Below are 22,177 nucleotides of genomic sequence, written 5' to 3'. Positions count from 1 at the left end.
ACGTGTGATTTAGTTTAGATGTTAGTTGGGTAGCCAATGCCGACATCCGCAGCATCCATGATTGCCTCAGACAAGGATGGGTGCGGGTGAATCGTCAAGGCAATGTCTTCAACGGTGTTACCAGATTCGATTGCTAATGACAATTCGGAAATCATGTCAGATGCATCAGCACCGATGATTTGAGCACCGACAACTTGTTGGGTGTCAGTAGTAAATACCAGACGAACAAAGCCATCAGTTGCCCGCATAGCCACGGCACGACCGTTTGCTGAGAATGGGAACTTGGCTGACTTGACATCCAGTCCTTGATCCTTAGCTTCCTGGGCGGTTAAGCCGGTCGTTGCAATTTCAGGATCCAGGTAGCAGACCGCTGGCATTGCCCGGTAATCAACAGTTGAAGATTGACCGGCAATTGCTTCAGCCGCCACTTTGCCTTCATAGCTAGCCTTGTGGGCCAAAGCAGCACCCGGCACAATGTCACCGATTGCGTAGATGCCAGCAACATTGGTTTCGCCTTGGGCATTGACCTTGATCAAGCCATGGTCATCGGTTTCAATGCCGGCCTGTTCCAAACCGATATTCTTCGTGTTTGGCCGCCGACCAACGGCAACACAAACGGCATCCGCTTCGATCTGTTTGTCGGCACCATCGACGGTATAGGTAACCGTGACGCCATCACCATGATCGTCGGCGCTCTTTGCCATTGCGCTGGTAACCACGTCGATGCCATGCTGCTTCATCTTCTTCTGGGCGATCTTAACGATGTCTTTTTCGTAGTTCCGCAAAATTGCATCCGTACCTTCAAGTATGGTTACGTGGGTGCCAAAGTTAGCGTAAGCACCAGCCAATTCACAGCCAATGTAGCCGCCACCGATCAATACCAGCTCCTTTGGTTTTTCCTTCAGTTCCAAAAGACCAGTCGAGTCGAGGATGCGGCCGCCAAACTTGAAGCCGCCAATTTCGATTGGGTGGCTCCCAGTGGCCAGAATCAGGTGCTTAAAGGTATACGTCTGGGCATGGTCGCCATTCATAACCCGCAGGCTGTGGGCATCCTTCAAGAAGGCAGTTCCGTGAATGACATCCACCTTGTTCTTCTTAAAGAGGTAAGCAACCCCTTTTGTCATGTGCTGAACAACGCCGGCACGGAAATGCTGCACCTTGTCCCAATCCAGCTGGGTGTCATTACTGTTGATGCCTTCTTCAGCGGATTGAAGGGCAGTTTGATAGTCATGACCAACCTGGATTAAGGCTTTGGAAGGAATACAGCCAACCCGCAGGCAGACCCCACCTAAATCCTTGTTTTCTTCAATGACGGTCACCTTTTGGCCGAGTTCAGCAGCGTGAACCGCAGCCACATAACCACCAGGGCCAGAACCGATCACAACAGTATCTAAATCAATGGGAAAATCTCCTACAACCATGTTTATGCCTCCATCAGTAACAGTTCTGGGTCACCCAGCAATTCGCATAAGCGGTTCATTGCGCGCTGTGCCGTACCACCATCGATAACCCGGTGGTCAACCGTGAGTGAGAGCTTCAATACTTTAGCAACGACAACCTTGCCATCCTGAACAACGGCTTCTGGGGCAATCCGACCCATACCTAAGATGGCAACTTCTGGCCAGTTAACCAGTGGCGTAAACCAGCCGCCACCAATGGCACCAATGTTGCTGATCGTCATGCCAGTGTGGGCCATGTCGTCATGACTCAACTTGGCATCCTTAGTCTTGGCCGTATTGTCACTAATCTGTTGGGCAATATCAAACATTGGCCGCTGGTCGGCGTGCTTGACATTAGGAACGTACAAACCATTCGGCGTATCAGTGGCAATGCCGACATTGATGTAGTCACGGTAGTTAATCTGGTGGTTGTCCATGTCAACCTTGGCATTCAGAATTGGGTATTCCTTCATCACTTCAGCCAGTGCCTTAGTCAGGTAAGCCATGAAGGTTAAGTGAACGCCCTTTTCAGCAGCCACCTGCTTGTACTTCTTCCGGTGGTCCCAAAGCTTATCGACAACAACCTCATCGAAGACGGTGATCATTGGGATCTCGTCCTTAGCCTTGTTGACGGCCTTAGCGGTTGCCTTCCGTACCATTGACATCTTCTCGGTGTGTTCTGGCCATTCAGCACTAACCGTCTTCTTGGCTGGTGCACTTGTCTTCGGTGCTGATGGTGCTGGCTGACTGCCTTGACTCTTGAAGCTTTCGACGTCCGTCTTCAGGATTTGGCCATGACGACCGGTACCCTTGACCTGGCTCAAGTCCACGCCTTGTTCACGGGCAAACTTCCGCACTGATGGCATTGCCAAGACCGGTACTGAATGATCAGCGCTGGTAGCTGCAGGGGTGCCTTCACTCTTGGCAGGAGCAGGAGCAGCCGCTTGTGACGATGCTGGCTGACTTGTCGTATTGCTTTCACTAGCAGATACGTTGCCTTGACCAGCAGCCACCTTTAATTGAACCAATGGCTGACCAACTTCGGCAGTTTCGCCATTGGCAACCAGAATCTTGGTGACGGTACCGGCAACTGGTGATGGCAAGTCTTCGGTTGACTTATCGTTTTCGATTTCGACTAAGTCATCGTCTTCCTTGATCGTGTCGCCTTCCTTGACGTGCCATTCGCCAACCGTACCTTCAGCCATTCCTTCACCTAATTCGGGAAGCTTGAATTCATACACATCGTTGGCACCAGATGCACTAGGAGCAGCTGGGGCTTGACTAGCTGCTGGAGCTGGGGTACTTTCGGCGCCAGCTTTTACATTACCTTGACCGTCTGCAACTTCTAATTCAACTAATGGCTGGCCAACTTCAGCCGTTTCATCTGGCTGAACCAAGATCTTGGTAACCTTACCGGCAACTGGTGATGGCAGATCTTCCGTTGACTTGTCGTTTTCGATTTCAACTAAGTCATCGTCTTCTTTGATCGTGTCACCTTCCTTGACGTGCCATTCACCAACGGTACCTTCAGCCATTCCTTCACCTAATTCGGGAAGCTTAAATTGGTATTTTTCACTCATACTAGTTCTCCTCAATTAAAAATTAACTGTGTCCAAAACCGCTTTTTCGATGGTCTTCTTGTTCGGCAGCCATGGCTCTTCACCCTGACTGAATGGGTAAGGAGTATCAGGTGCAGCAACGACCTTGATTGGTGCGTCCAGGTACAGAATTCCTTCTTCGCCGATCAGACGAGCAACCTGGTTAGCAACCCCTGCCTGCTTTTGGGCTTCCTGGACGATGACTACCCGGCCAGTCTTCTTAACTGACTCTAAGATCGTGTCTTCATCCAGTGGTGCCAGCGTCCGCAGATCCAATACTTCGGCGTGAATGCCTTGCTTTTCCAGATCCTTAGCCGCCTGCAGACTAGCTTGCAGCATGTAAGCATATGAGATGATCGTAACGTCGCTACCAGCTTGCTTAACTTCGGCCTTGTCCAACGGAACCGTGTAAGCTTCATCCGGTACCTCTTCACGCATTGACCGGTAAAGCTTCATGTGTTCCAAGAAGACAACGGGGTCGTTGGAACGAATGGCTGAAATCAACAGGCCCTTGGCGTCATACGGACCAGATGGCGTAACTACCCGCAGACCTGGGATCTGGGCAACCAAACCTTCTAAACTGTCAGAGTGCAGTTCAGGTGTGTGAACCCCACCACCGTAAGGAGTCCGCAGGGTGATTGGAAATTCACGGCTGCCGCCCATCCGGAACCGGTAACGGGCCATTTGACCAGCGATTTGGTCGAATGCTTCGTAAATGAAGCCCATGAATTGAATTTCAGGAACCGGACGGAAACCAGTCAGGGCCAAACCATTGGCTAAGCCCATGATGCCGGATTCAGCTAATGGCGTGTCGAATACCCGGTCTTTGCCGTACTTGGCTTGCAGTCCATCAGTGGCACGGAAGACACCACCGTTTTTACCAACGTCTTCACCGAAGATTTGTACTTTTTCATCACGTGCCAGCTCTTCATCCATGGCAGCCGTGATGGCTTTAATCATTGTTAGTTTAGCCATGATTACTTACCCTCCTTACTGTTCAAACGATCCAGTTCGTGTTGAATAGCCGGTGGCGTAACTTCATATTCGTCTTGGAGGTATTCTGCGACTGATTCAGCTGGCTGGCTTTCAACTTCCTTCATTGCATCGTCAATTTCCTTGTCGACTTCTTCAGTGTAGGCCTTGTCCTTGTCGTCTGACCAAAGACCCTTCTTCGTCAAGAAGTTCTTCATCCGTACAACTGGGTCCTTTGCGTGCCATGCGTCTTCTTCTTCCTTCGTCCGGTAACGCTTTGGATCATCACCAGATAAGGTGTGCGGACCGTAACGGTAAGTCAAGGTTTCAATCATGACCGGACCATTGCCGGCAACGATGTAGTCACGAGCCTGGCGACTAGCGGCGTAAACTGCCAGTGCATCCATCCCGTCAACAATGATGCTTGGAATACCAACGGCCACGGCCTTATCAGCGAAGTCCTTAGCCGCAGTTTGAACCTTAGCCGGAACGGAAATAGCATATAAGTTGTCTTGAACAAAGAACAGAGCTGGAGCCTTAAATGAGCCAGCAAAATTCATGCCTTCGTAAAAGTCACCCTGTGAAGTACCACCATCACCGGTGTAAGTGTAAGCTAATTGCTTAGCACCCTTCTTCTTCAAACCAAGGGCAACCCCAGCGGTCTGAACGTATTGAGCACCAATGATGATCTGCGGTGGAACGGCGGCCAGGTCTTCTGGGTACTTGTTGCCATTAACCATTCCTTTAGACCACATGAAAGCTTTTGCCAGTGGTAAACCATGCTTTACTAATTGTGGGACATCCCGGTAACCACCCAGCAGGAAGTCACCTTTGTCCATTGCAAAATTGCTCCCTAATTGACTGGCTTCTTCACCAGCAGTCGGAGCAAAAAAGCCGAGCCGTCCCTGACGATTTAACTTGGTGGCTCGGTCGTTGACTATTCTGGACCATAACATCTGTTTGTATAATTCAGTTAACTGCTCATCAGTTAAGTCGGGCATCATGTCTTCGTTAACGACATCTCCTTGCTCATTAAGCACTGATAAAGGCTTAAAAGAAGGACTATGCTTCAATGCTTCAAAATCAAGCTGTTTCATATTCGCACTTCCTTAAAAATTAAAATGGTAGCTGTTAACCGTGTTAGTGCTTACATATAGAATAGAATAAATTTGTCTAAATGACAACGTGAAAATGAAAAAAGCGGCCAGAAATTGTATTTCTGACCACTTTTTTAGTCATTATTTTTAATGCAAATTAAAGTGCCGGCAATAGACATAGATCGTTCTCAATTCATGGTTAACCACCGAAATCTGCGGCAATTCGCCGACCTTATCATAAGCAGCCGATTGAAAAAGCCGCTGACTAGGAACATTGCGCTCATAAATGTAAGAAATAACGGTCTTAATGGGGAGCTTTCGAGTAATGTTCACGTTAACATAGTCCAAGAGCGCTGAACCGACCCCATGATTTTGGTGATGACGATCGATGTAAATCGAAATCTCTGCCGAATGGTCGAACGCCGGATGCGGGTAGAAGTATTCCAAGCCACACCAGCCAATAATCTGACCGTCTTCTTCGACTACCCAGCATGGGTGGGTGTCATCAAAGTCGGCCATCCACTGTTCCCGACTCTGGACCGTGATTGGGTCATCATCATCCGTGACAATGTGAGAAGGCACTGCCTTATTGTATATTTCAACAATGCGCTTTAGATCTGCTTTTTGTGCGCGTCGAAAGTTCATTAAGCATCCTCCTTTTTCGGCTTACCTGCATTAATCTCCCCACTCTTCAACTGACCACCGCTCAAGTCAACTTGGTCGAGCGGCACTAGGTGTGAATGATAGCGCAGCCGGTAGTAGAGCCACAAAATCAGCAATAATGGCAGACTCAGGTATGTCAGGATGATCTGCTGCCAGTTACCATGCAACAAGGCCATTGGATTTTGACCAATCACGACCACGGTGCACAATACCAAGGCCAAAATCGGGCCAAATGGGTAGAGCCAAGCGCGGTAACGCAGGTCATCAAGACTGTAACCCTGTGCCACGTAGGCCTTCCGGAAACGCAGATGGGCCGCAGCCATCCCCATCCAGGTAAGGAAACCAGCTAAACCACTTGAATCGATCAGAAATTCGTAGACGCTGGGACCAATAATCCCGGTCAAGAATGTCATGCAAGCGACCAAAGTGGAGGCCATTAAGGCGTAAACGGGAACACCGCTTTTGCTGGTCTCACCAAAAATCTTCCAAGCTTGGCCCTCATGCGCCATGGAGTACAGCATCCGCGTTGAAGCGTACATGCCGGAGTTAGCCGCGGAAATCACCGCCGTCAGGATAACCGCATTCATCACGCTAGCAGCAAATGCCAGACCAGCCCGCCGGAAGACCAGGGTGAATGGGCTGATCGTTATGTCCTTAACCGAGGAACCCAACAGATTAGGACTGGTGTATGGCAGGACACAGGAAATCACAAAGATCGACAGGATGTAGAACAAGAGAATCCGCCAGAAAGTCGAATGAATCGCCTTTGGAATGCTCTTGCCAGGGTTTTCCGATTCCCCTGCTGTGATCCCGACCAACTCGGTTCCTTGAAACGAGAAACCGGCGACCAGGAAGACACTCAGGATGGTTGGTGCACCACCGACAAACGGTGCCTCTTTGTAAGTCAGGTTGCTAAAGCCGATAGCCGAGCCACCCATGATTCCTAGGATGACTGCCACACCGATGATCAGGAATAAGATCACCGTGACGACCTTGATGATGGCCAGCCAGTATTCCATTTCACCAAATGCACGTACTTCCAGGGCATTGACCGTAATGATATAGATCAATACCACCAAGCTGAAGATCCAGCTGGGAATATGGGGAAACCAAAAGTTCATGACAATTCCGGCAGTCGTTGAATCAACGGCCACCGTTAACGCCCAGTTGAACCAATAAATCCAGCCCATGGAGAAACCTAAGCCTGGGTCAATAAAACGGGTACAGTAAGAGGCAAACGAACCGCTAATCGGCATAAACGTGGCCATCTCACCCATACTGGTCATCAAGAAATAGACCATCATTCCCATAATGGCATAACCAATGATCGCGCCACCTGGGCCCGCGGTATGAATTGCGGAACCGCTGGCGATGAACAACCCGGTCCCAATCGAGCCGCCAAGGGCAATCATCGATAAGTGACGGGTCTTCAATAACCGCTTCACATGATTTTCAGTGGTCTTTTCGGCCATTTAAATCAACTTCTTTCTCTTTGATAGTGCCTTACATTTAGTTAGTATATGCTTTATTTAGCATTTGTCACCTAATAAGGGGCTATTAAACAAAATGCTTCCTCCATCAGCCCTTCTGATGTGAGGAAGCATTATCTTTTTTGGTTTAATGAAGCAACTGGCCCGGCAATTCTTTGATGTCGCTCAGAAGTTGCTCACAGACACGTTGATCGTCTTTTAGTTGGTCCACTAATTTCTGAGCCGAGTTGAACTTGACCTGTCCCCGGATCTCTTTAACCCAGCGGACAGTCACGCGTTCGCCATAGATATAATCGTTAAAGTTGAACAAGTAGACCTCAATGGTTTTACGGTTATGTTCGCCAAAGGTCTCGTTGTAGCCAACACTAGCCATCCCGTTGTACCAATGGTGGTTAACTAAAAACTGCACGGCATAGACGCCGACTGCCGGAATCCGCTGGTCAATTTGCCAAGCCACATTGGCGGTGGGAAAGCCGAGCGTCCGTCCACGGGCCAGACCATGCACCACTGTCCCGTCAGTTGCATAACGATAGCCTAACAAGTGATTTGCTTGGTCAACCTGGCCCTCGTCCAGCAGCTGCCGGATTTTCGTCGACGCTATCTTATCGTTTGAACCATCAGTGTGTTTATCGACCACCACGATCTGGAAACGGCCCTGTGCATATTGAGGCAGTTGTGCCATTCCGGCATCCTTTGGCCCATAAGTATGGTCAAAGCCGGCAACAGTAACCGCCGGATGGAGCTTCATGATGACTTCATCAATGAAATCCTGGGGTGCCAACTGAGCTAAATGGGAGGTAAAGGCCATCACGTACAGGCGTTCAACGCCCAGCTGCCGCATCAAATCAATTTTGCGATCAAGGGAGCTCAGGTAATGCACCCCATTGGGAAATTGATGAAACACGATGGCCGGACTTTGATTGTAGGTCAGGACCGCCAATGGCAGGTGTTTCTTTTGTGCAATCTGTTTGGCCCGCAGAATCACCGCCTGATGACCCCGGTGGACCCCGTCAAAGAAACCCATGGCCAAAACACAGGATCCAGCAGGGATTTTATCGTCATCAACCGGGTATTCAAGTGCAATAACTTTCATGCTAACCCTCCGTTTTCGTCAACAGCATCTTCAGCGGTTTGAAATGCTTGCCTTGGCGCTCATAGATGGCCTGTGCCTGATTGTGGTAGACCAGGACAATCCGTTGGGCCGCATTAAGGTTGACCTCAGCAGTCGTCAGCCAGCCACCGTTTTTGACGGCCTGCCATTGCTTTTCATTCAGCTTTAATTGCGGGTAGTCGCGCAAGACATACGTGATCGGGAAAACGTAATTCAAGATGGCGCCGTTGTTAACTGCCTCTTCAACGTCATCGAGGCTCAAGGTCTGATCCAACTCAAAGCCGCCGCTCTTCAACCGGGTCAGACTGGACATGACTCCCGGATAACCCAGCTTGCGAGCCAGCGCTACCGCCAGCGTGCGAATGTAGGTTCCCTTCGAACATTCAACCTTAAAGCGAATCACCTGTTGCTTCTTCTTTGGATCATAGTGGTTAGCCAGTAATTGGAAGGATTTAATGGTAACTTCACGTTTGGGACGCTCAACCGTTTTGTTTTGCCGGGCGTATTCGTAGAGGCGCTTGCCGTTGACCTTGACGGCAGAATACATCGGTGGAATCTGTGTGATCTTACCGGTCAGTTGCTTCATCGCTTCCTTGACATCTTCGTCGCTGATGGCTGCCGGGACTGGCTGGCTTTCGATCGTCTCCCCAGACAGGTCCTCGGTGGTCGTCGCAAAGCCCACGGTCAATTCGCCAGCGTAGACTTTGCCACTGGCCATCAAGAATGGGACTAGTTTAGTCGCAGTACCCAGACAAATCGGGAGCACACCACTCACGTCTGGATCCAATGTACCCGAATGTCCAATCTTTTTGGTGTTCAACAACTGCCTCAAGCGACGAATGCAGTCAAAGCTGGTCATTCCGCGCTCCTTATACAATGGCAATACTCCGTTCATCGTTATCTCCCTTCCATCAACTTCGTAACTTTGGTGGTCAACATCATCCCGATATAGCAATGGCTCCTAATGTTCAATGCGAACGCTAGGAGCCATTTGATGTGCAAGCTTAATTATTGATCCCGAAAGATCACTTTGCCTGCTTTAAAGTTCGTGGTCTTCATGCAACTTGCGCAGTAACTCGTCGATCCGGTTGCCGTAAGCCACCGAAGGATCACGCTTAAACTTGATGGCCGGCGTCTTGAAGATGTTCAGCCGCGCACCCAGTTCACTGCGAACCAGGCCCGTTGCCTTATCCAAACCAGCCTGTGCCTTTTCTCCAGCTGATGCCTTGTCAGACAAGATGCTGTAGTAGATCGTTGCTTGCTGCAGATCACCAGTCACATCAACGCCGGTAATCGTGACCCCTTGCACACGCGGATCACGCACCCGTTTCAGCAAGATGTCATCGACCTCACGCTGGATCTCTTGGGCCAATCGTTCGACACGATAATGTTTGCTTGGCATGAGCAGCCTCCTTACTTAACAGGGACTTCCTTCATCTGGTAGGCTTCAATGACGTCACTTTCCTTGATGTCATTGTAGTTTTCAATCGTCAAACCACATTCGTAGCCCTGTTTAACTTCCTTGACATCGTCTTTGAACCGCTTCAAGCTGCCCAATTCACCGGTGTAAACAACCACACCGTCACGAATCAAGCGAACCTTGGAGTCACGGGTGATCTTACCAGAGGTGACCATACCACCCGCAATCGTACCAACTTTAGAAGCCTTGTAAATCTGCCGAACTTCAACTTCACCGATCGTTTCTTCCTTATAAACCGGCTCCAGCATCCCTTTCATGGCATCTTCAACTTCTTCGATGGCCTTGTAAATAACTTGGTGCAGACGAATATCGATGTTGTTGCTATCGGCCATGGATTTAGCCAGTGGTGTTGGCCGGACATTGAAACCAATGATAACGGCGTTGGAAGCTTCGGCCAGGGTCACATCAGATTCGGAAATCGCACCAACGGCTTGGTGAATGATATCAACCCGTACACCATTAACCTTGATCTTCTGCAGACTCTGTGACAGTGCTTCAACAGAACCCTGCACATCGGCCTTGATGATGATTGGCAAAGTCTTCATCTGACCCTTCTTCATCGTTGCAAACAGGTTGTCCAAGGTAACGTGGGAAGTCCGGGCCCGTTCTTCTTCTTGAGCCTGTTCAGCACGCTTTTCACCGGCAGCACGGGCCGTCTTTTCGTCATCAAAGACAACGAACCGGTCCCCGGCACGCGGCACATCGTTCAAACCAGTGATTTCAACTGGTGTCGATGGTGTAGCCTTCTTAATCCGATGACCATTTTCGTTGTTCATCGTCCGTACACGGCCGTAAGTGTCACCGACAACGATTGGGTCCCCAACATGCATCGTCCCTTGTTGTACCAAGAGAGTAGCAACTGGGCCACGACCTTGATCCAGCCGGGCTTCAACAACAGACCCAGCAGCATTTTGATCTGGGTTGGCCTTCAATTCCATCATTTCGGCTTGCAGCAAGATCATGTCCAGCAGTTCGTCAATGTTCTTGCCAAACTTAGCGGAGATCTTAACGAAGATGGTGTCACCACCCCAGTCTTCTGGGACCAGACCGTACTTAGTAAGCTGTTCAGTGACATGGTCTGGGTTGGCACCTGGCTTATCGATCTTGTTAACCGCCACGATGATTGGCGTCTTAGCAGCCTGAGCGTGGTGGATAGCTTCAACCGTCTGCGGCATGACCCCATCATCCGCAGCAACCACCAGGACCGTGATATCAGTGATGTTGGCACCACGAGCACGCATTTCAGAGAAGGCAGCGTGGCCTGGGGTATCCAAGAAGGTAATCATTTGGTCCTTGTAGTGAACCTGGTAAGCACCAATGGCTTGGGTGATCCCACCGGCTTCGTGAGCCGTGACGTGTGAGTGCCGAATCTTATCCAGCAAGGTGGTCTTACCATGGTCAACGTGACCCATGACCGTAACTACTGGCGGACGTGGAACGGCATGCTTATCGTTCTTCTCTTCCTCTTTGAAGAACTTGTCCAGGTCAGAAATATCTTCTTGAACCTTTTCCTTAGCTTCAATGCCGTAATCAGCAGCAACCAGTTCAATGGTGTCCTTATCCAGTGACTGGTTCTGGTTGGTCATGACACCCAGCATGAAGAGCTTCTTGATGATTTCGGTAGCCGGACGGTGCAGGATCTTTGCCAAGTCTTGCACGTTCATGCCTTCCGTGTATTCCAGAACCTTCGGCAGCGGCTTATCCTTCCGCTGCGTTGGCTGCTTTTGGCTCACGTTCTTCATCCGTTGGTTACGCATCCGCTTCTTGTTGCGCTTCTTGTTCTTCTTATTGTTCTTTTGGCCGAACCAGTGAACACGATTCTGTTCGTTTTCTTGCTGCTTGTTAGCATGGTTGGCTTGCGCTTTTTGCTGGCCTTGGTGCTTATTATTCTGCTTGTTGTTCTGCTTGTTCTTGCGGTTATGGTTCTGGTGCTGTTCCGCCTTTGCAGCTGGCTTTTCCTTGGCCTGAGCAGCATTGTGATGGTCATGTTTGGCCGCTGCGGATTGCTGATTATTATGCTTGCTTGGCTTGGCCGGCTGCTTGTGTTCAGAATGCGGCTGTGCTTTAGCCTTCTTTTGATTTTCCTGCTTCTTTGCTGCCGGTTGACTAGTATGCTTAGCCTTTGCAGCTGGCTTCTTGGTGGTTGACTTGCCAGCTTGGGCCTTGGCAGCCTGACGTAATTTTTGTGCCTGATCAGGAGTTACTGAAGACATGTGGCTCTTAATAGCCATGCCTTGTTCGTTGGCCAGATTAACTAGCGACTTACTTGGCATTTTCAGTTCCTTGGCTAGTTGATAAATACGTTCTTTAGCCATAGACTCACTCTCCTTTGGTGATTGTTCAATTGTTATTCATTGCTCGTTAATTCTTTAAAGCGTTTGGCAAATCCCGCTTGGGTCACACCAATGACGGTTCGTGAACGCCCAATTGCCTGACTGAGCTGCTCCTTGTCAAAGCCAACATAAAGCGGCACGTGATAGTAAAGGCATTGATCCTTCATCTTCTTAGCAACGGCCTTACCGCTATCGTTGCTTAAGAACACAAACTTGATCTTCTGCTGCCGCAAAGCTTTGATCACCATGTCTTCGCCAGTCACTAGCTGACGAGCACGCTGAGCCAACCCCAACAGGTTCAGGATTTTCGTTTCGTTATTCATGGCCAAACAATTTCTGCCGTGCCTGTTCGTGATCCGCGTACTTGATTAATTCATCGTAGAAACTGTCATCCAGCTTAACGCCGAACACAGAATCAAAGGTGTGCTCAGCTTTGGCCTTCTCTGCAATTTTAACATCAATTGCGACATAAGCACCGCGGCCCGGCTTTTTACCGGTCGGATCCAAGGACACTTCATTTTCTTTATTGCGGACAATCCGGATCAACTGCCGCTTCGGCATCATTTGACCGGTCACCACATCTTTACGCATCGGTATCTTTCTCTTTTTCATGTTTTCACCCCCGGCGCGGTATTAACTATTCAGCATCTTCATCGTCGTCAACTGGCGTGCCATCAGGATCCATTTCGGACAATGGCTTGATGTCGATCTTGTAGCCAGTCAACTGGGCAGCCAGCCGGACATTCTGGCCCCGTTTACCAATGGCCAGTGACAGCTGATCGTCCGGAACAATTACCGTACAGCCACGGTGAATCCGTGGTTCTGCATCTGGATCGTTACTGTTGGCTTCTTCTTCAACTTCACCATTATTCTGATCAAAAATGACACCCTTAACCTCAGCAGGGTTCAATGCATTCTTGATGTATTCTTCTGGTTCTTCTTCGTACTTCACGATGTCAATGTTTTCACCGCCAAGTTGGTTGACAATGGTCTGAACCCGTGAGCCCCGTGGACCAACACAAGTACCAACTGGGTCGATATTGCCATCACGAGAGAAGACAGCTACTTTAGCCCGATCACCTGCTTCACGCACAATGCCCTTGATTTCAACGACACCTTGGCTGATTTCAGGAACTTCCTTTTCAAACAGACGCTTGAGCAAGTCCGGAGCCGTCCGAGAAACGAACACTTGTGGGCCCTTCGTATCTTTCAGCACCCGGGTGACGTAAACCTGAACCCGGTCATGTGGACGGTAGTGTTCGTTGGGCATTTGATCATGCTTGTTCATTGCCGCTTCCACCCCATCCAGGTTGATGTAGATGTAACGGTTATCTTCACGGGCAACTTCACCTTCGACCAGGTCGTCCTTCAGCTTGTTGTACTTGTCGTATACAATCTGCCGTTCTTCTTCACGCAGCTTTTGTAAAACCACGTTCTTGGCGGTTTGGGCAGCGATCCGGCCAAAGCCAGCTGGTGTTACTTCCTGCTTGAAGGTATCACCAACTTCGTAACCATGGCTGACCTTCATTGCATCACGCAGACTGATTTGTTCAACCGGGTTGGTCACTTCATCAACCACCGTCTTGTCGGCATAAACCTTAAAGTCACCGGTCTTATCATCGATCTTGACTTCCACATTGGCGTTGTTGTCATCGTAGTTCTTCTGGTAGGCGTTGGCCAATGCATCCGTCAGTGCTTGAATAATGACTTCTTTTTTAATGCCCTTTTCCTTTTCCAGGACATCAAAGGCGCCCATTAATTCCGTACGTTGCTTTTTAGTACTCATCTTTATCTCCTCGCTTAAATCTTAACTGCTAGTCGTGCTTTTGCGATCAACTTTCTTTGAAGGGTCAGTTTCTGATGGCGGGTTTTATTCAACCAATCCAGAGTTAATGTGTCTGGTGTTAATTCGGTCAATGTACCCTCATAAACCTTTTTCCCGTTGACAGCTTGATACAGCGAAACATGAATGTATTGATTGACGGCTTGTTCATAGTCCTTTTCATTGCGAAGCGGCCGTTCAGCACCCGGTGACGATACTTCCAGGAAGTACTGTTGCGGAATTGGATCCGGATCACAGGCGTCTAAGGCAGCACTAAGCTGATCACTGACGTTGACACAATCTTCAAGGGTGATTCCACCTTTTTTATCGATGTACACCCGCAAGTACCAGCTGGGGCCTTCTTTGACAAACTCCGTATCAAACAATTCAAAATGGTGTTCGTCTAAGATCGGCTGAACTAATCGATTAACGGTTTCAATTACCGTTGCTGTACTCAAAACTTTCACCTCCAAACGATTGCAACAAAAAGAGCGAGCATCCCTGCTCACTCCCTTCCGAAGTTATTTAACGTATGTATAGTACCATTTTTTCACAAAATAAGCAACTAATGACCGGTCTTTAATTCATCGGCGGCAATGATCAAATAAAAACTCTAATGACAATTGCTCAAATGACCATCATTGAGTTTGCCACGAAAAAAATAACCCCTTCAGCAAGAATACTAAAAGGGGTTAATGAAATTTAGTTATTAGAACAGGCTGAGCTGGTTTTCGTCGGGCAGATCGTCGAGAACGTGATTAGCAGTTAAGAAGTCGATAATCGTCTGTGAGACCTTTCCCCGCTCGGCCAGGTCTTCCTTAGACAAGAAGTCCTGCTCTTCGCGTGCCGCGACAATCTGCTTGGCAACGTTGATTCCCAAACCAGGAACCGCTCTAAACGGTGCAATCAGAGTATCACCATCGATCAGCCATGATTGTGCATCCGAGCGTTGCAAGTCAACCATCTTGAACTTGAAGCCGCGTTCCAACATTTCATTGGCCAACTCCAAAATGGTTAACAGGCTCTTCTCCTTCGCACTGGCTTCGTTACCCTTGTCGTTGATCGCCTTCATGGCTTCCTTGACAGCCTCCTTACCGTGGGCCATAGCAACGATGTCAAAGTCGTCGGCCCGCACTGAGAAGTAGGCTGCGTAGTAAATCAACGGGAAGTAAACCTTGAAGTAGGCAATCCGCAACGCCATCAGCACATAGGCGGCGGCGTGGGCCCGCGGGAACATGTACTTGATCTTTAGACAGGAATCAATGTACCACTGGGGCACGTTGGCCTTGTGCATCTTATCCTGCCATTCATCCGGAATCCCGCGACCGTGACGAACCGACTCCATCACTTGGAAAGACGTTTCCGAATCCAACCCATAGTGGATCAAGTCGGTCATGATGTTGTCACGACAACCAATAACGTTGGCAATCGTTGCGGTGCCGTTCTTAATCAATTCCTGGGCGTTATCCAGCCACACACCAGTCCCGTGTGACAAACCAGAAATCTGCAACAGCTGCGAGTAGTTCTTTGGGTGGGTATCTTCAAGCATTCCGCGAACGAAACGCGTCCCGAATTCAGGCAGGCCCAGCGTCCCGGTCTTCGAATTAATCTGCTCCTCGGTCACCCCTAATGCTTTAGGGCTGGAGAACAGACTCATGACACCTGGATCGTCCATTGGAATCGTCTTCGGGTTGACCCCGGACAAATCTTGCAGGGCACGAATCATGGTCGGATCATCGTGACCCAGAATATCCATCTTCAGAATATTGTCGTGGATGGAGTGGAAATCGAAGTGGGTCGTTTCCCAGGCAGCGTTCTGATCATCGGCTGGATATTGAACCGGCGTGAAGTCATAGATGTCCATGTCGTCAGGGACAATGATGATCCCAGCCGGGTGCTGACCAGTCGTCCGCTTGACCCCAGTTGCTCCCTTAGCCAGCCGGTCTTCTTCGGCGCCCCGGAAGGTTTGATCGGTGTCGCGTTCATAAGCCTTCACGTAGCCATAGGCGGTCTTGTCGGCAACCGTACCAATCGTCCCGGCACGGAACACATTCTTTTCACCGAACAGGACCTTCATGTAGTTGTGGGCAATTGGTTGATAGTCACCAGAGAAGTTCAGGTCGATATCTGGGACCTTGTTTCCCTTGAACCCTAAGAAGGTCTGGAACGGGATGTCATGACCATCTTTGATCATCAAAGTACCGCACTTCGGGCACTTCTTGTCAGGCAAGTCAAAGCCCGAACTGTATTCACCATGGGTATAGAAGTGGTTGTATTGACACTTTGGACAACGATAATGCGGCGGCAAGGGGTTAACTTCCGTAATTCCGGACAAGGTTGCCACCACACTGGAACCAACGGAACCCCGGGACCCAACCAGATAGCCGTCCTTGTTAGACTTGGCTACCAGCCGCTGGGCAATCAGATAAATAACCGAGAATCCGTTCTTCACGATGGAATTCAGTTCCAAGTTGACCCGGTCCTTAACCAGCTTCGGCAGCGGGTCACCATACCATTTTTTGGCGGTTGCCCAGGTCCGGTCCTGAATTTCCTGCTCGGCTCCCTTCATGTGCGGCGTGTACAGACGGTCTTCAACCGGTCGGATGTTTTCATCGATTTTATCCGCAATCTTGTGGGTGTTCGTTACGACAATTTGATGAGCCAGGTCGTCACCTAAGAATGAGAACTCATCCAGCATCTCATCAGTGGTGCGGAAATGCACATCGGGACGGTGGGTCCGGTTTAATGGGTTGGCCCCACCTTGTGAGTTGATCAAAATCTTACGGTAGATGGCATCTTCCGGATTGATGTAGTGGGCATCCCCAGTTGCGACAACCGTCTTGCCCAGATCATCGCCCAACTTGACCATGTTCTTGATGATGTCTTCGAGGTGCGGTTCATCCTGAATGACGTGTTGTTCCAATAATGGGGCATAGTTTGGCTTGGGCTGCACTTCCAAGTAATCGTAGAAAGCGGCCTTCTTCTTGGCTTCGGCATAGCCCTTCTCCATCATGGCGGTAAAGACTTCACCATTCGCACAAGCCGAACCAACGAGCAATCCTTTGCGGTACTTGGTTAAGACGCTGCGCGGGATCCGCGGTACCCGGTAGAAGTACTTGACGTTGGACAGTGAGACCAGCTTATACATGTTCTTCAAACCAGCCTGAGTCGCAGCCAGGATCGTGGCATGGAATGGCCGCCCGTGCCGGTAAGCTCCGTTGTCCGTCATATGCTTGTTCAGATCGTCAACATACTTGATGTCATAACGCTTCTCGGCGTCTTTCAAGAACAAGTGCAGCAAATGGCCAGTGGCTTCGGCATCGTAGTTAGCCCGGTGGTGGTGGGCCAAAGCAACCTTGAAACGTTTACTCAGGGTGTTGAGCCGGTAACTACCCAGGTTCGGATACAGGAAACGAGCCAGCGGCAAGGTGTCAATCACCGGTGCCGAAATTTCCGGCATGTGGTGACGACGGTAACCGGTGTTCATGAAGCCCATATCGAAGGAAACGTTATGCCCAGCGATGATGGCGTCTCCGCAAAAATCGCGGAACATCTTAAAGACTTCTTCTTCGCTCTTTGAACCATGCACCATTTCGTTAGTGATGCTCGTCAAAGCCGTCGTCTGTTCCGACAGTGGGAAACCAGGGTCAATGAATTCGTCGAAACGGTCAATCACTTCACCATTCTTCATCTTGCTGGCTGACAGTTCGATTACCCGGTCGTAGATGGCCGACAACCCTGATGTTTCCACGTCAAAGACCACATAGGTTGAGCCGTCCAGCACTTGATGGTCCTCGTTGTAGACCAGCGGGATCCCGTCATCAACGACATTGGCTTCAACACCATAGAGCATCTTGATCTTGTGCTCCTTCTTCTTGCCATCATAGGAGGCTTTGAAGGCTTCCGGGAATCCCTGGACTCCGGCATGGTCGGTGATGGCAATGGCTGGTTGCCCCCACTTAATGGCCTGTTTGACGTACTCGCTGATGCTATTGGTGGCGTCCATGGTAGACATCGTGGTGTGCAAATGCAATTCAATCCGTTTGTCGTACTTATCCGCTTTGTCCTCGCGAACCGGGTGCGATACCAGGTTGATGTCATACGCATTCAGCGTCAGGTCGCGCATGAAACTATCTTCCTGGACTGAGCCACGCACTTTGACCCATTCACCTTCGTTAAACTGCTTGAAGGCGGCCTCGTCCTTTTCATCACGCGAGAACTTCTTGACCGAAATCGATGACGTATAGTCGGTGATCTCCAGAATCATCAGCTGACGGCCGGACCGTAATTCCTTAACGTCCTTCGAGAAGATGTAACCTTCGACCACGACATTACGCTCTTCTTCGGTGATGGTCTCCATCTGCCGGACTTCGGCTTGGTCGTTGATCACCTTCCCAATTTGGGCCGGACCATCACTGACTGCTTTGGCGGCCGCTTGCTTGCGTTGCGCCTGGTGTGTCTTAATCTGCGACATCGCCTTCTGCACCAGTGCCGCATCCGCCTTCTCCTGTTGGGCCTTCAATTCCTTTAACTGTGCCGCTGCAGCATCTTCGTCCACCACTGGATGAATGTTGAAGTCCGGAAAACCGGCGTCACCATAGGCTTGCTGAATCTTTCCCAAGAAATTATGGATGACAAACTCCTTGACCTTCTCGTTTTCCAGCGTCAATTCCAGGCGACCATTGTGTTCCTCTGGCATGGTCTGCTCAGCGAGTTCAAAGCCCATTCCGCTGGTGCCAACTTCTTCGTTGACCAAGAAACGCCAGTAGTCACCAATCAGCTTGCTGTCGGGTGTGTCGGTGTCAGTACTAATAACAATCTTGACATCGGCATGGGCGAGTTCTTGAAAGGACATCTGCAGACGGTGCACCAGTTCGTGATATACCTTGAAAGGCAAAACCTGCGGGAAATATAGGTGTAAGTCCCAGCACCGCGACTTTTGGTGAACCACTACCTGATCGACGCGTCCACCCTTCAAGGCAGGATCTTGGTACTGAATTTGATCGGTCAGCTTATCAAATTTTTCTTCGGCATTTAATGCCACTTTTTTCACCTCATCAGATATAAAAACGTGGCTGCTGTTAAATCGATATGGAGTTAACTACCCAGCCACGTCATAAACGTTCATTATTTTTCTTCGGAATCAGTATCCGTGTTATTTAGTTGTTTCAATAAGATCTTGATGGTATTGACCACTTCAGCCGTTTTGACTTCCAGTGTTTCACCGGTCTCTCTGATCTTGATTTCTACGATCCCATCGCCGGCCTTCTTACCAACGGTGATCCGCAGTGGAATCCCAATCAAGTCGGAATCGGCGAATTTCACGCCGGCACGTTCTTTACGATCGTCAACCAAGACCTCTAAGCCAGCATCCTCAAGTTGCTTGGTGACATCATTAGCCACCTTGACCTGATCGTCTTTCTTGACGTTGACCGGAATGACGTGAACATCAAACGGCGCAATGCTGTCAGGCCAAACCAGGCCATTGTCATCCGCCTTCTGTTCCGCAATGGCAGATAAGAGACGGGTAACACCAATCCCGTAGCAACCCATGACAACATCGGTCTGCCGACCATTTTGATCCAGCACCTGAGCGCCTAAAACGTCGGAATAGTGGGTCCCCAGCTTGAAGATATGACCAATTTCGATCCCACGGGTGAACTTGATTGGCCGGCCATCAGGAGCAATTTCGCCTTCCTGAACCATCCGGAAGTCGCCGAACTGGTCAACGCGGAAGTCCCGGTCAATATTGGCATTAACAAAGTGGTGACCATCATCGTTGGCTCCACAAGCCATGTTAACCAGCACCTGGACATACTTGTCAGCCAGGATCTTAACTTCCTTGCCAACGCCAACAGGACCTAATGAACCAGGGTGGGCACCGAGGTACTTTGCCGCCTGTTCTTCAGTTGCCAAAGTCAGGTCTTCAGCACCCAAGGCATTTTGCACCTTGGTCTCGTTAACTTCATCATTACCCCGCATCAGTACCATTACCGGCTGGAACTTATTTTCACCCATCTTGGCCATAAAGAACATGGACTTCAGGATTTGGTTGGCATCCATGCCTAAGCTTTCAGCGGCCTCATCAACCGTGTGAGCGCCCGGCGTTGCCTTCTTTTCCAATTCAGCTGGTTCCGCATGCTGCTGCTTGCCGGTGAACTTGCTGGTTGCCTTTTCCAGGTTGGCGGCATAGTCACCATCCGTGTAGACGATCGTGTCTTCACCAACTTCAGCTGGAGCAGAGAATTCCTGCGAGTTCTTACCACCCATCGTTCCAGAATCAGCCAAAATCACCTTGTAATTCAGGCCCACTCGGTCAAAGATGTTGCGATAAGCCTGTTCTTGCAGGTCATACATCTTGTCCAAACCGGCCTTATCAGCAGTGAAGGAATAAGCATCCAGCATTTCAAATTCCTTACCACGGAGAATCCCATAACGGGGACGATCTTCATCACGGAACTTGTCTTGCAACTGGTAAACAACCAGTGGCAACTTCTTGTATGACTTGATGCTGTCACGAATAACTTCCGTGAAACTCTCTTCATGGGTTGGGCCCAAGATGAATTCACGGTCACGACGATCCTTCAGCTTGAAGAGATTATCACCATATGTTTCGTAACGACCAGATTCCTTCCACAATTCGGCCGGCAATAGAGCAGGCATCTTCATTTCAACGGCGCCCGCCTTATCCATTTCATCCCGGATAATGTTCTCCACCTTCCGGATCACCCGGTAGGCCAATGGCAGGTATGACCATACACCTGCAGAGATCTGGTAAATATAACCGGCACGCGCCATCATCTTGTGACTCAGGGCTTCCGCGTCAGCCGGTGCCTCCTTCTTCGTCGGAATCAGCATCATTGATTGTTTCATGACAAATTCTCCTTCAATTCTTATTTAATAAAGTAACGCTGGACATCATTCCAGGTAACTAAAATCATTAATAACAATAGAAAAGCAAAGCCAATTAAGGTAACAACACCCTCGGCTTTTTCAGGGATTGGTCGCCGGATAATGGCTTCAATAATGTTCAACAATAATTTGCCACCGTCCAGAGCCGGGATCGGCAACAGGTTCACGATCCCCAGGTTAATCGAGAGGAGTGCTAAGAAATTGAGCACCCCGTTGACCCCTAAGGCTGCCGCTTGAGAGGTCCCAGCGTAAATGGCCACTGGTCCACCAAGGTCGTTTAAACTAAAGCCATGTGTAAACATATGACCTAAAACGGTAAAAATCAAGGTCCCTGCAGAAACAAATTGTCGCCAACCGTAACGGAGCCGGTCAGCAAAGCCGTGTTTCTGTTTTTCCATAATACCAATTTGGCCAATCACTTCATGTCCTTCACGAACCTTCTTTGGCTTGACGGTTACGTGGTAGGTCTTGTGATCACGAACATACTCCAAACGGGTACTCTTGCCCGGACGACTGGAAATGTTAGTGGCTAAGCTCTGCCAGTTTGCTGTGCGCTTGCCTTGAACTTTGACGATCCGGTCGCCAGTAACTAGTCCAGCCCGTGCGGCGACTGAGCCCGTCTTAACCTCACCTAATTGATTGCTGTTCGTCGGGATGCCTGGCAAGGTGAAGCCCAAGATGATGAAAACCACTAACGACAAGATGAAATTATTCATCGGGCCGGCAAAGTTGGTCATCATCCGCGCCGGCAGTGTTGCAGAATTGAACTGCACGTCCCGCGGTGCAATCCGAACCTTTGTGCCATCCTTTTCGATAATCGAGGCATCGTGGTTGACGTTGAACGTTTTGACTTCACTTTCGTCGCCATTGACGTAACCCTTGATCCATAAATCATCAACCAGGTCTTTGGCCACTACCTGTAACGGTAAGCCTTGAAACAGACCGGTTTTATCTGAGGCGTTGATCGTGACAACCTCTTGATCGTCATTCAACTGGATCGTCACCGGCGTCCCCGGACGGATTTCATCATCTTCATCATCCATTCCGGCCATCCGTACGTAGCCACCCAAAGGCAGGATCCGGATGGTGTAAGTCGTCCCATTGCGCTGGCTCCACCAAATCTTTGGACCCATGCCAATGGAAAATTCGCGCACTAAAATCCCCGCGCGTTTGGCAAAGTAATAGTGGCCAAACTCGTGGACAAGTACCAGGACCCCGAAGACGATAATGAATGTAATAATTGTGATTATCAAAGAGTCA

16 protein-coding genes and 2 pseudogenes are annotated in these 22,177 nt (G+C 49.6%); all 18 read right to left on the bottom strand.

Annotated elements, in window-relative coordinates:
* Positions 1 to 14: 14 nt before the first annotated feature.
* A complete protein-coding gene (gene lpdA / locus IV45_RS04140; RefSeq protein ID WP_057740964.1) occupies positions 15 to 1,421 on the bottom strand; it encodes a dihydrolipoyl dehydrogenase in 1,407 nt (468 codons plus the stop codon).
* Between the two features lie 2 nt (positions 1,422 to 1,423).
* The gene (locus tag IV45_RS04135) at positions 1,424 to 3,019 is read right to left on the bottom strand and encodes a 2-oxo acid dehydrogenase subunit E2 (RefSeq protein WP_083487260.1); all 1,596 of its coding nucleotides are present in this window, start codon (positions 3,017 to 3,019) and stop codon (positions 1,424 to 1,426) included.
* A gap of 15 nt (positions 3,020 to 3,034) precedes the next feature.
* A complete protein-coding gene (locus IV45_RS04130) occupies positions 3,035 to 4,012 on the bottom strand; it encodes an alpha-ketoacid dehydrogenase subunit beta (protein ID WP_057740963.1) in 978 nt (325 codons plus the stop codon).
* Positions 4,013 to 4,014: 2 nt separating this feature from the next.
* Positions 4,015 to 5,106, bottom strand: coding sequence for a pyruvate dehydrogenase (acetyl-transferring) E1 component subunit alpha (gene pdhA, locus IV45_RS04125; protein WP_057740961.1), 1,092 nt, complete (start codon positions 5,104 to 5,106; stop codon positions 4,015 to 4,017).
* A 147-nt stretch (positions 5,107 to 5,253) separates the two neighbouring features.
* A complete protein-coding gene (locus tag IV45_RS04120; protein WP_057740960.1) occupies positions 5,254 to 5,751 on the bottom strand; it encodes a GNAT family N-acetyltransferase in 498 nt (165 codons plus the stop codon).
* Positions 5,751 to 7,241: an amino acid permease gene (locus tag IV45_RS04115; RefSeq protein WP_057740958.1), complete on the bottom strand. Its 1,491-nt coding sequence runs from the start codon at positions 7,239 to 7,241 to the stop codon at positions 5,751 to 5,753. Before IV45_RS04115 ends, IV45_RS04120 begins: the two co-directional genes overlap by 1 nt.
* A 145-nt stretch (positions 7,242 to 7,386) precedes the next feature.
* On the bottom strand, positions 7,387 to 8,352 hold the full coding sequence (gene ribF, locus IV45_RS04110) for a riboflavin biosynthesis protein RibF (RefSeq protein ID WP_057740956.1): 966 nt from the start codon (positions 8,350 to 8,352) through the stop codon (positions 7,387 to 7,389).
* A 1-nt stretch (position 8,353) separates the two neighbouring features.
* Positions 8,354 to 9,265 (bottom strand): tRNA pseudouridine(55) synthase TruB, encoded by a 912-nt coding sequence (truB, locus tag IV45_RS04105; protein ID WP_057740954.1) that lies wholly within the window; start codon positions 9,263 to 9,265, stop codon positions 8,354 to 8,356.
* A gap of 144 nt (positions 9,266 to 9,409) precedes the next feature.
* Entirely contained in the window at positions 9,410 to 9,772 is a 363-nt protein-coding gene (gene rbfA, locus IV45_RS04100) for a 30S ribosome-binding factor RbfA (protein WP_057740952.1), read from the bottom strand.
* Positions 9,773 to 9,783: 11 nt separating this feature from the next.
* Positions 9,784 to 11,646, bottom strand: a pseudogene (gene infB / locus IV45_RS04095) (translation initiation factor IF-2); the annotation flags it as partial.
* Positions 11,647 to 12,005: 359 nt separating this feature from the next.
* Positions 12,006 to 12,165, bottom strand: a pseudogene (locus tag IV45_RS08090) (translation initiation factor IF-2 N-terminal domain-containing protein); the annotation flags it as partial.
* Between the two features lie 32 nt (positions 12,166 to 12,197).
* Positions 12,198 to 12,506, bottom strand: coding sequence for a L7Ae/L30e/S12e/Gadd45 family ribosomal protein (locus IV45_RS04090; protein WP_057740948.1), 309 nt, complete (start codon positions 12,504 to 12,506; stop codon positions 12,198 to 12,200).
* Positions 12,499 to 12,795 carry an RNase P modulator RnpM gene (gene rnpM / locus IV45_RS04085; protein ID WP_057740947.1) on the bottom strand — a complete coding sequence of 99 codons (297 nt, stop codon included), beginning with the start codon at positions 12,793 to 12,795 and terminating at the stop codon, positions 12,499 to 12,501. The genes IV45_RS04090 and rnpM overlap by 8 nt, the downstream gene beginning before the upstream one ends.
* Before the next feature lie 25 nt (positions 12,796 to 12,820).
* Positions 12,821 to 13,969: a transcription termination factor NusA gene (gene nusA / locus IV45_RS04080; RefSeq protein ID WP_057740945.1), complete on the bottom strand. Its 1,149-nt coding sequence runs from the start codon at positions 13,967 to 13,969 to the stop codon at positions 12,821 to 12,823.
* Between the two features lie 14 nt (positions 13,970 to 13,983).
* Complete coding sequence (gene rimP / locus IV45_RS04075; protein WP_157051203.1) at positions 13,984 to 14,463, bottom strand: ribosome maturation factor RimP; 480 nt, start codon at positions 14,461 to 14,463, stop codon at positions 13,984 to 13,986.
* A gap of 251 nt (positions 14,464 to 14,714) precedes the next feature.
* Positions 14,715 to 19,049, bottom strand: a complete 4,335-nt coding sequence (locus IV45_RS04070; RefSeq protein WP_057740941.1) for a PolC-type DNA polymerase III — start codon at positions 19,047 to 19,049, stop codon at positions 14,715 to 14,717.
* An 83-nt stretch (positions 19,050 to 19,132) separates the two neighbouring features.
* Entirely contained in the window at positions 19,133 to 20,878 is a 1,746-nt protein-coding gene (locus IV45_RS04065) for a proline--tRNA ligase (RefSeq protein WP_057740939.1), read from the bottom strand.
* A 20-nt stretch (positions 20,879 to 20,898) separates the two neighbouring features.
* Entirely contained in the window at positions 20,899 to 22,170 is a 1,272-nt protein-coding gene (rseP, locus tag IV45_RS04060; RefSeq protein WP_057740937.1) for an RIP metalloprotease RseP, read from the bottom strand.
* Positions 22,171 to 22,177 lie beyond the last annotated feature (7 nt).

This window comes from Limosilactobacillus secaliphilus, assembly GCF_001437055.1.
GTDB lineage: Bacteria > Bacillota > Bacilli > Lactobacillales > Lactobacillaceae > Limosilactobacillus > Limosilactobacillus secaliphilus.
The sequence above is the reverse complement of the archived record's forward strand: the minus strand, read 5'-3'. Positions and strand labels throughout refer to the sequence as shown.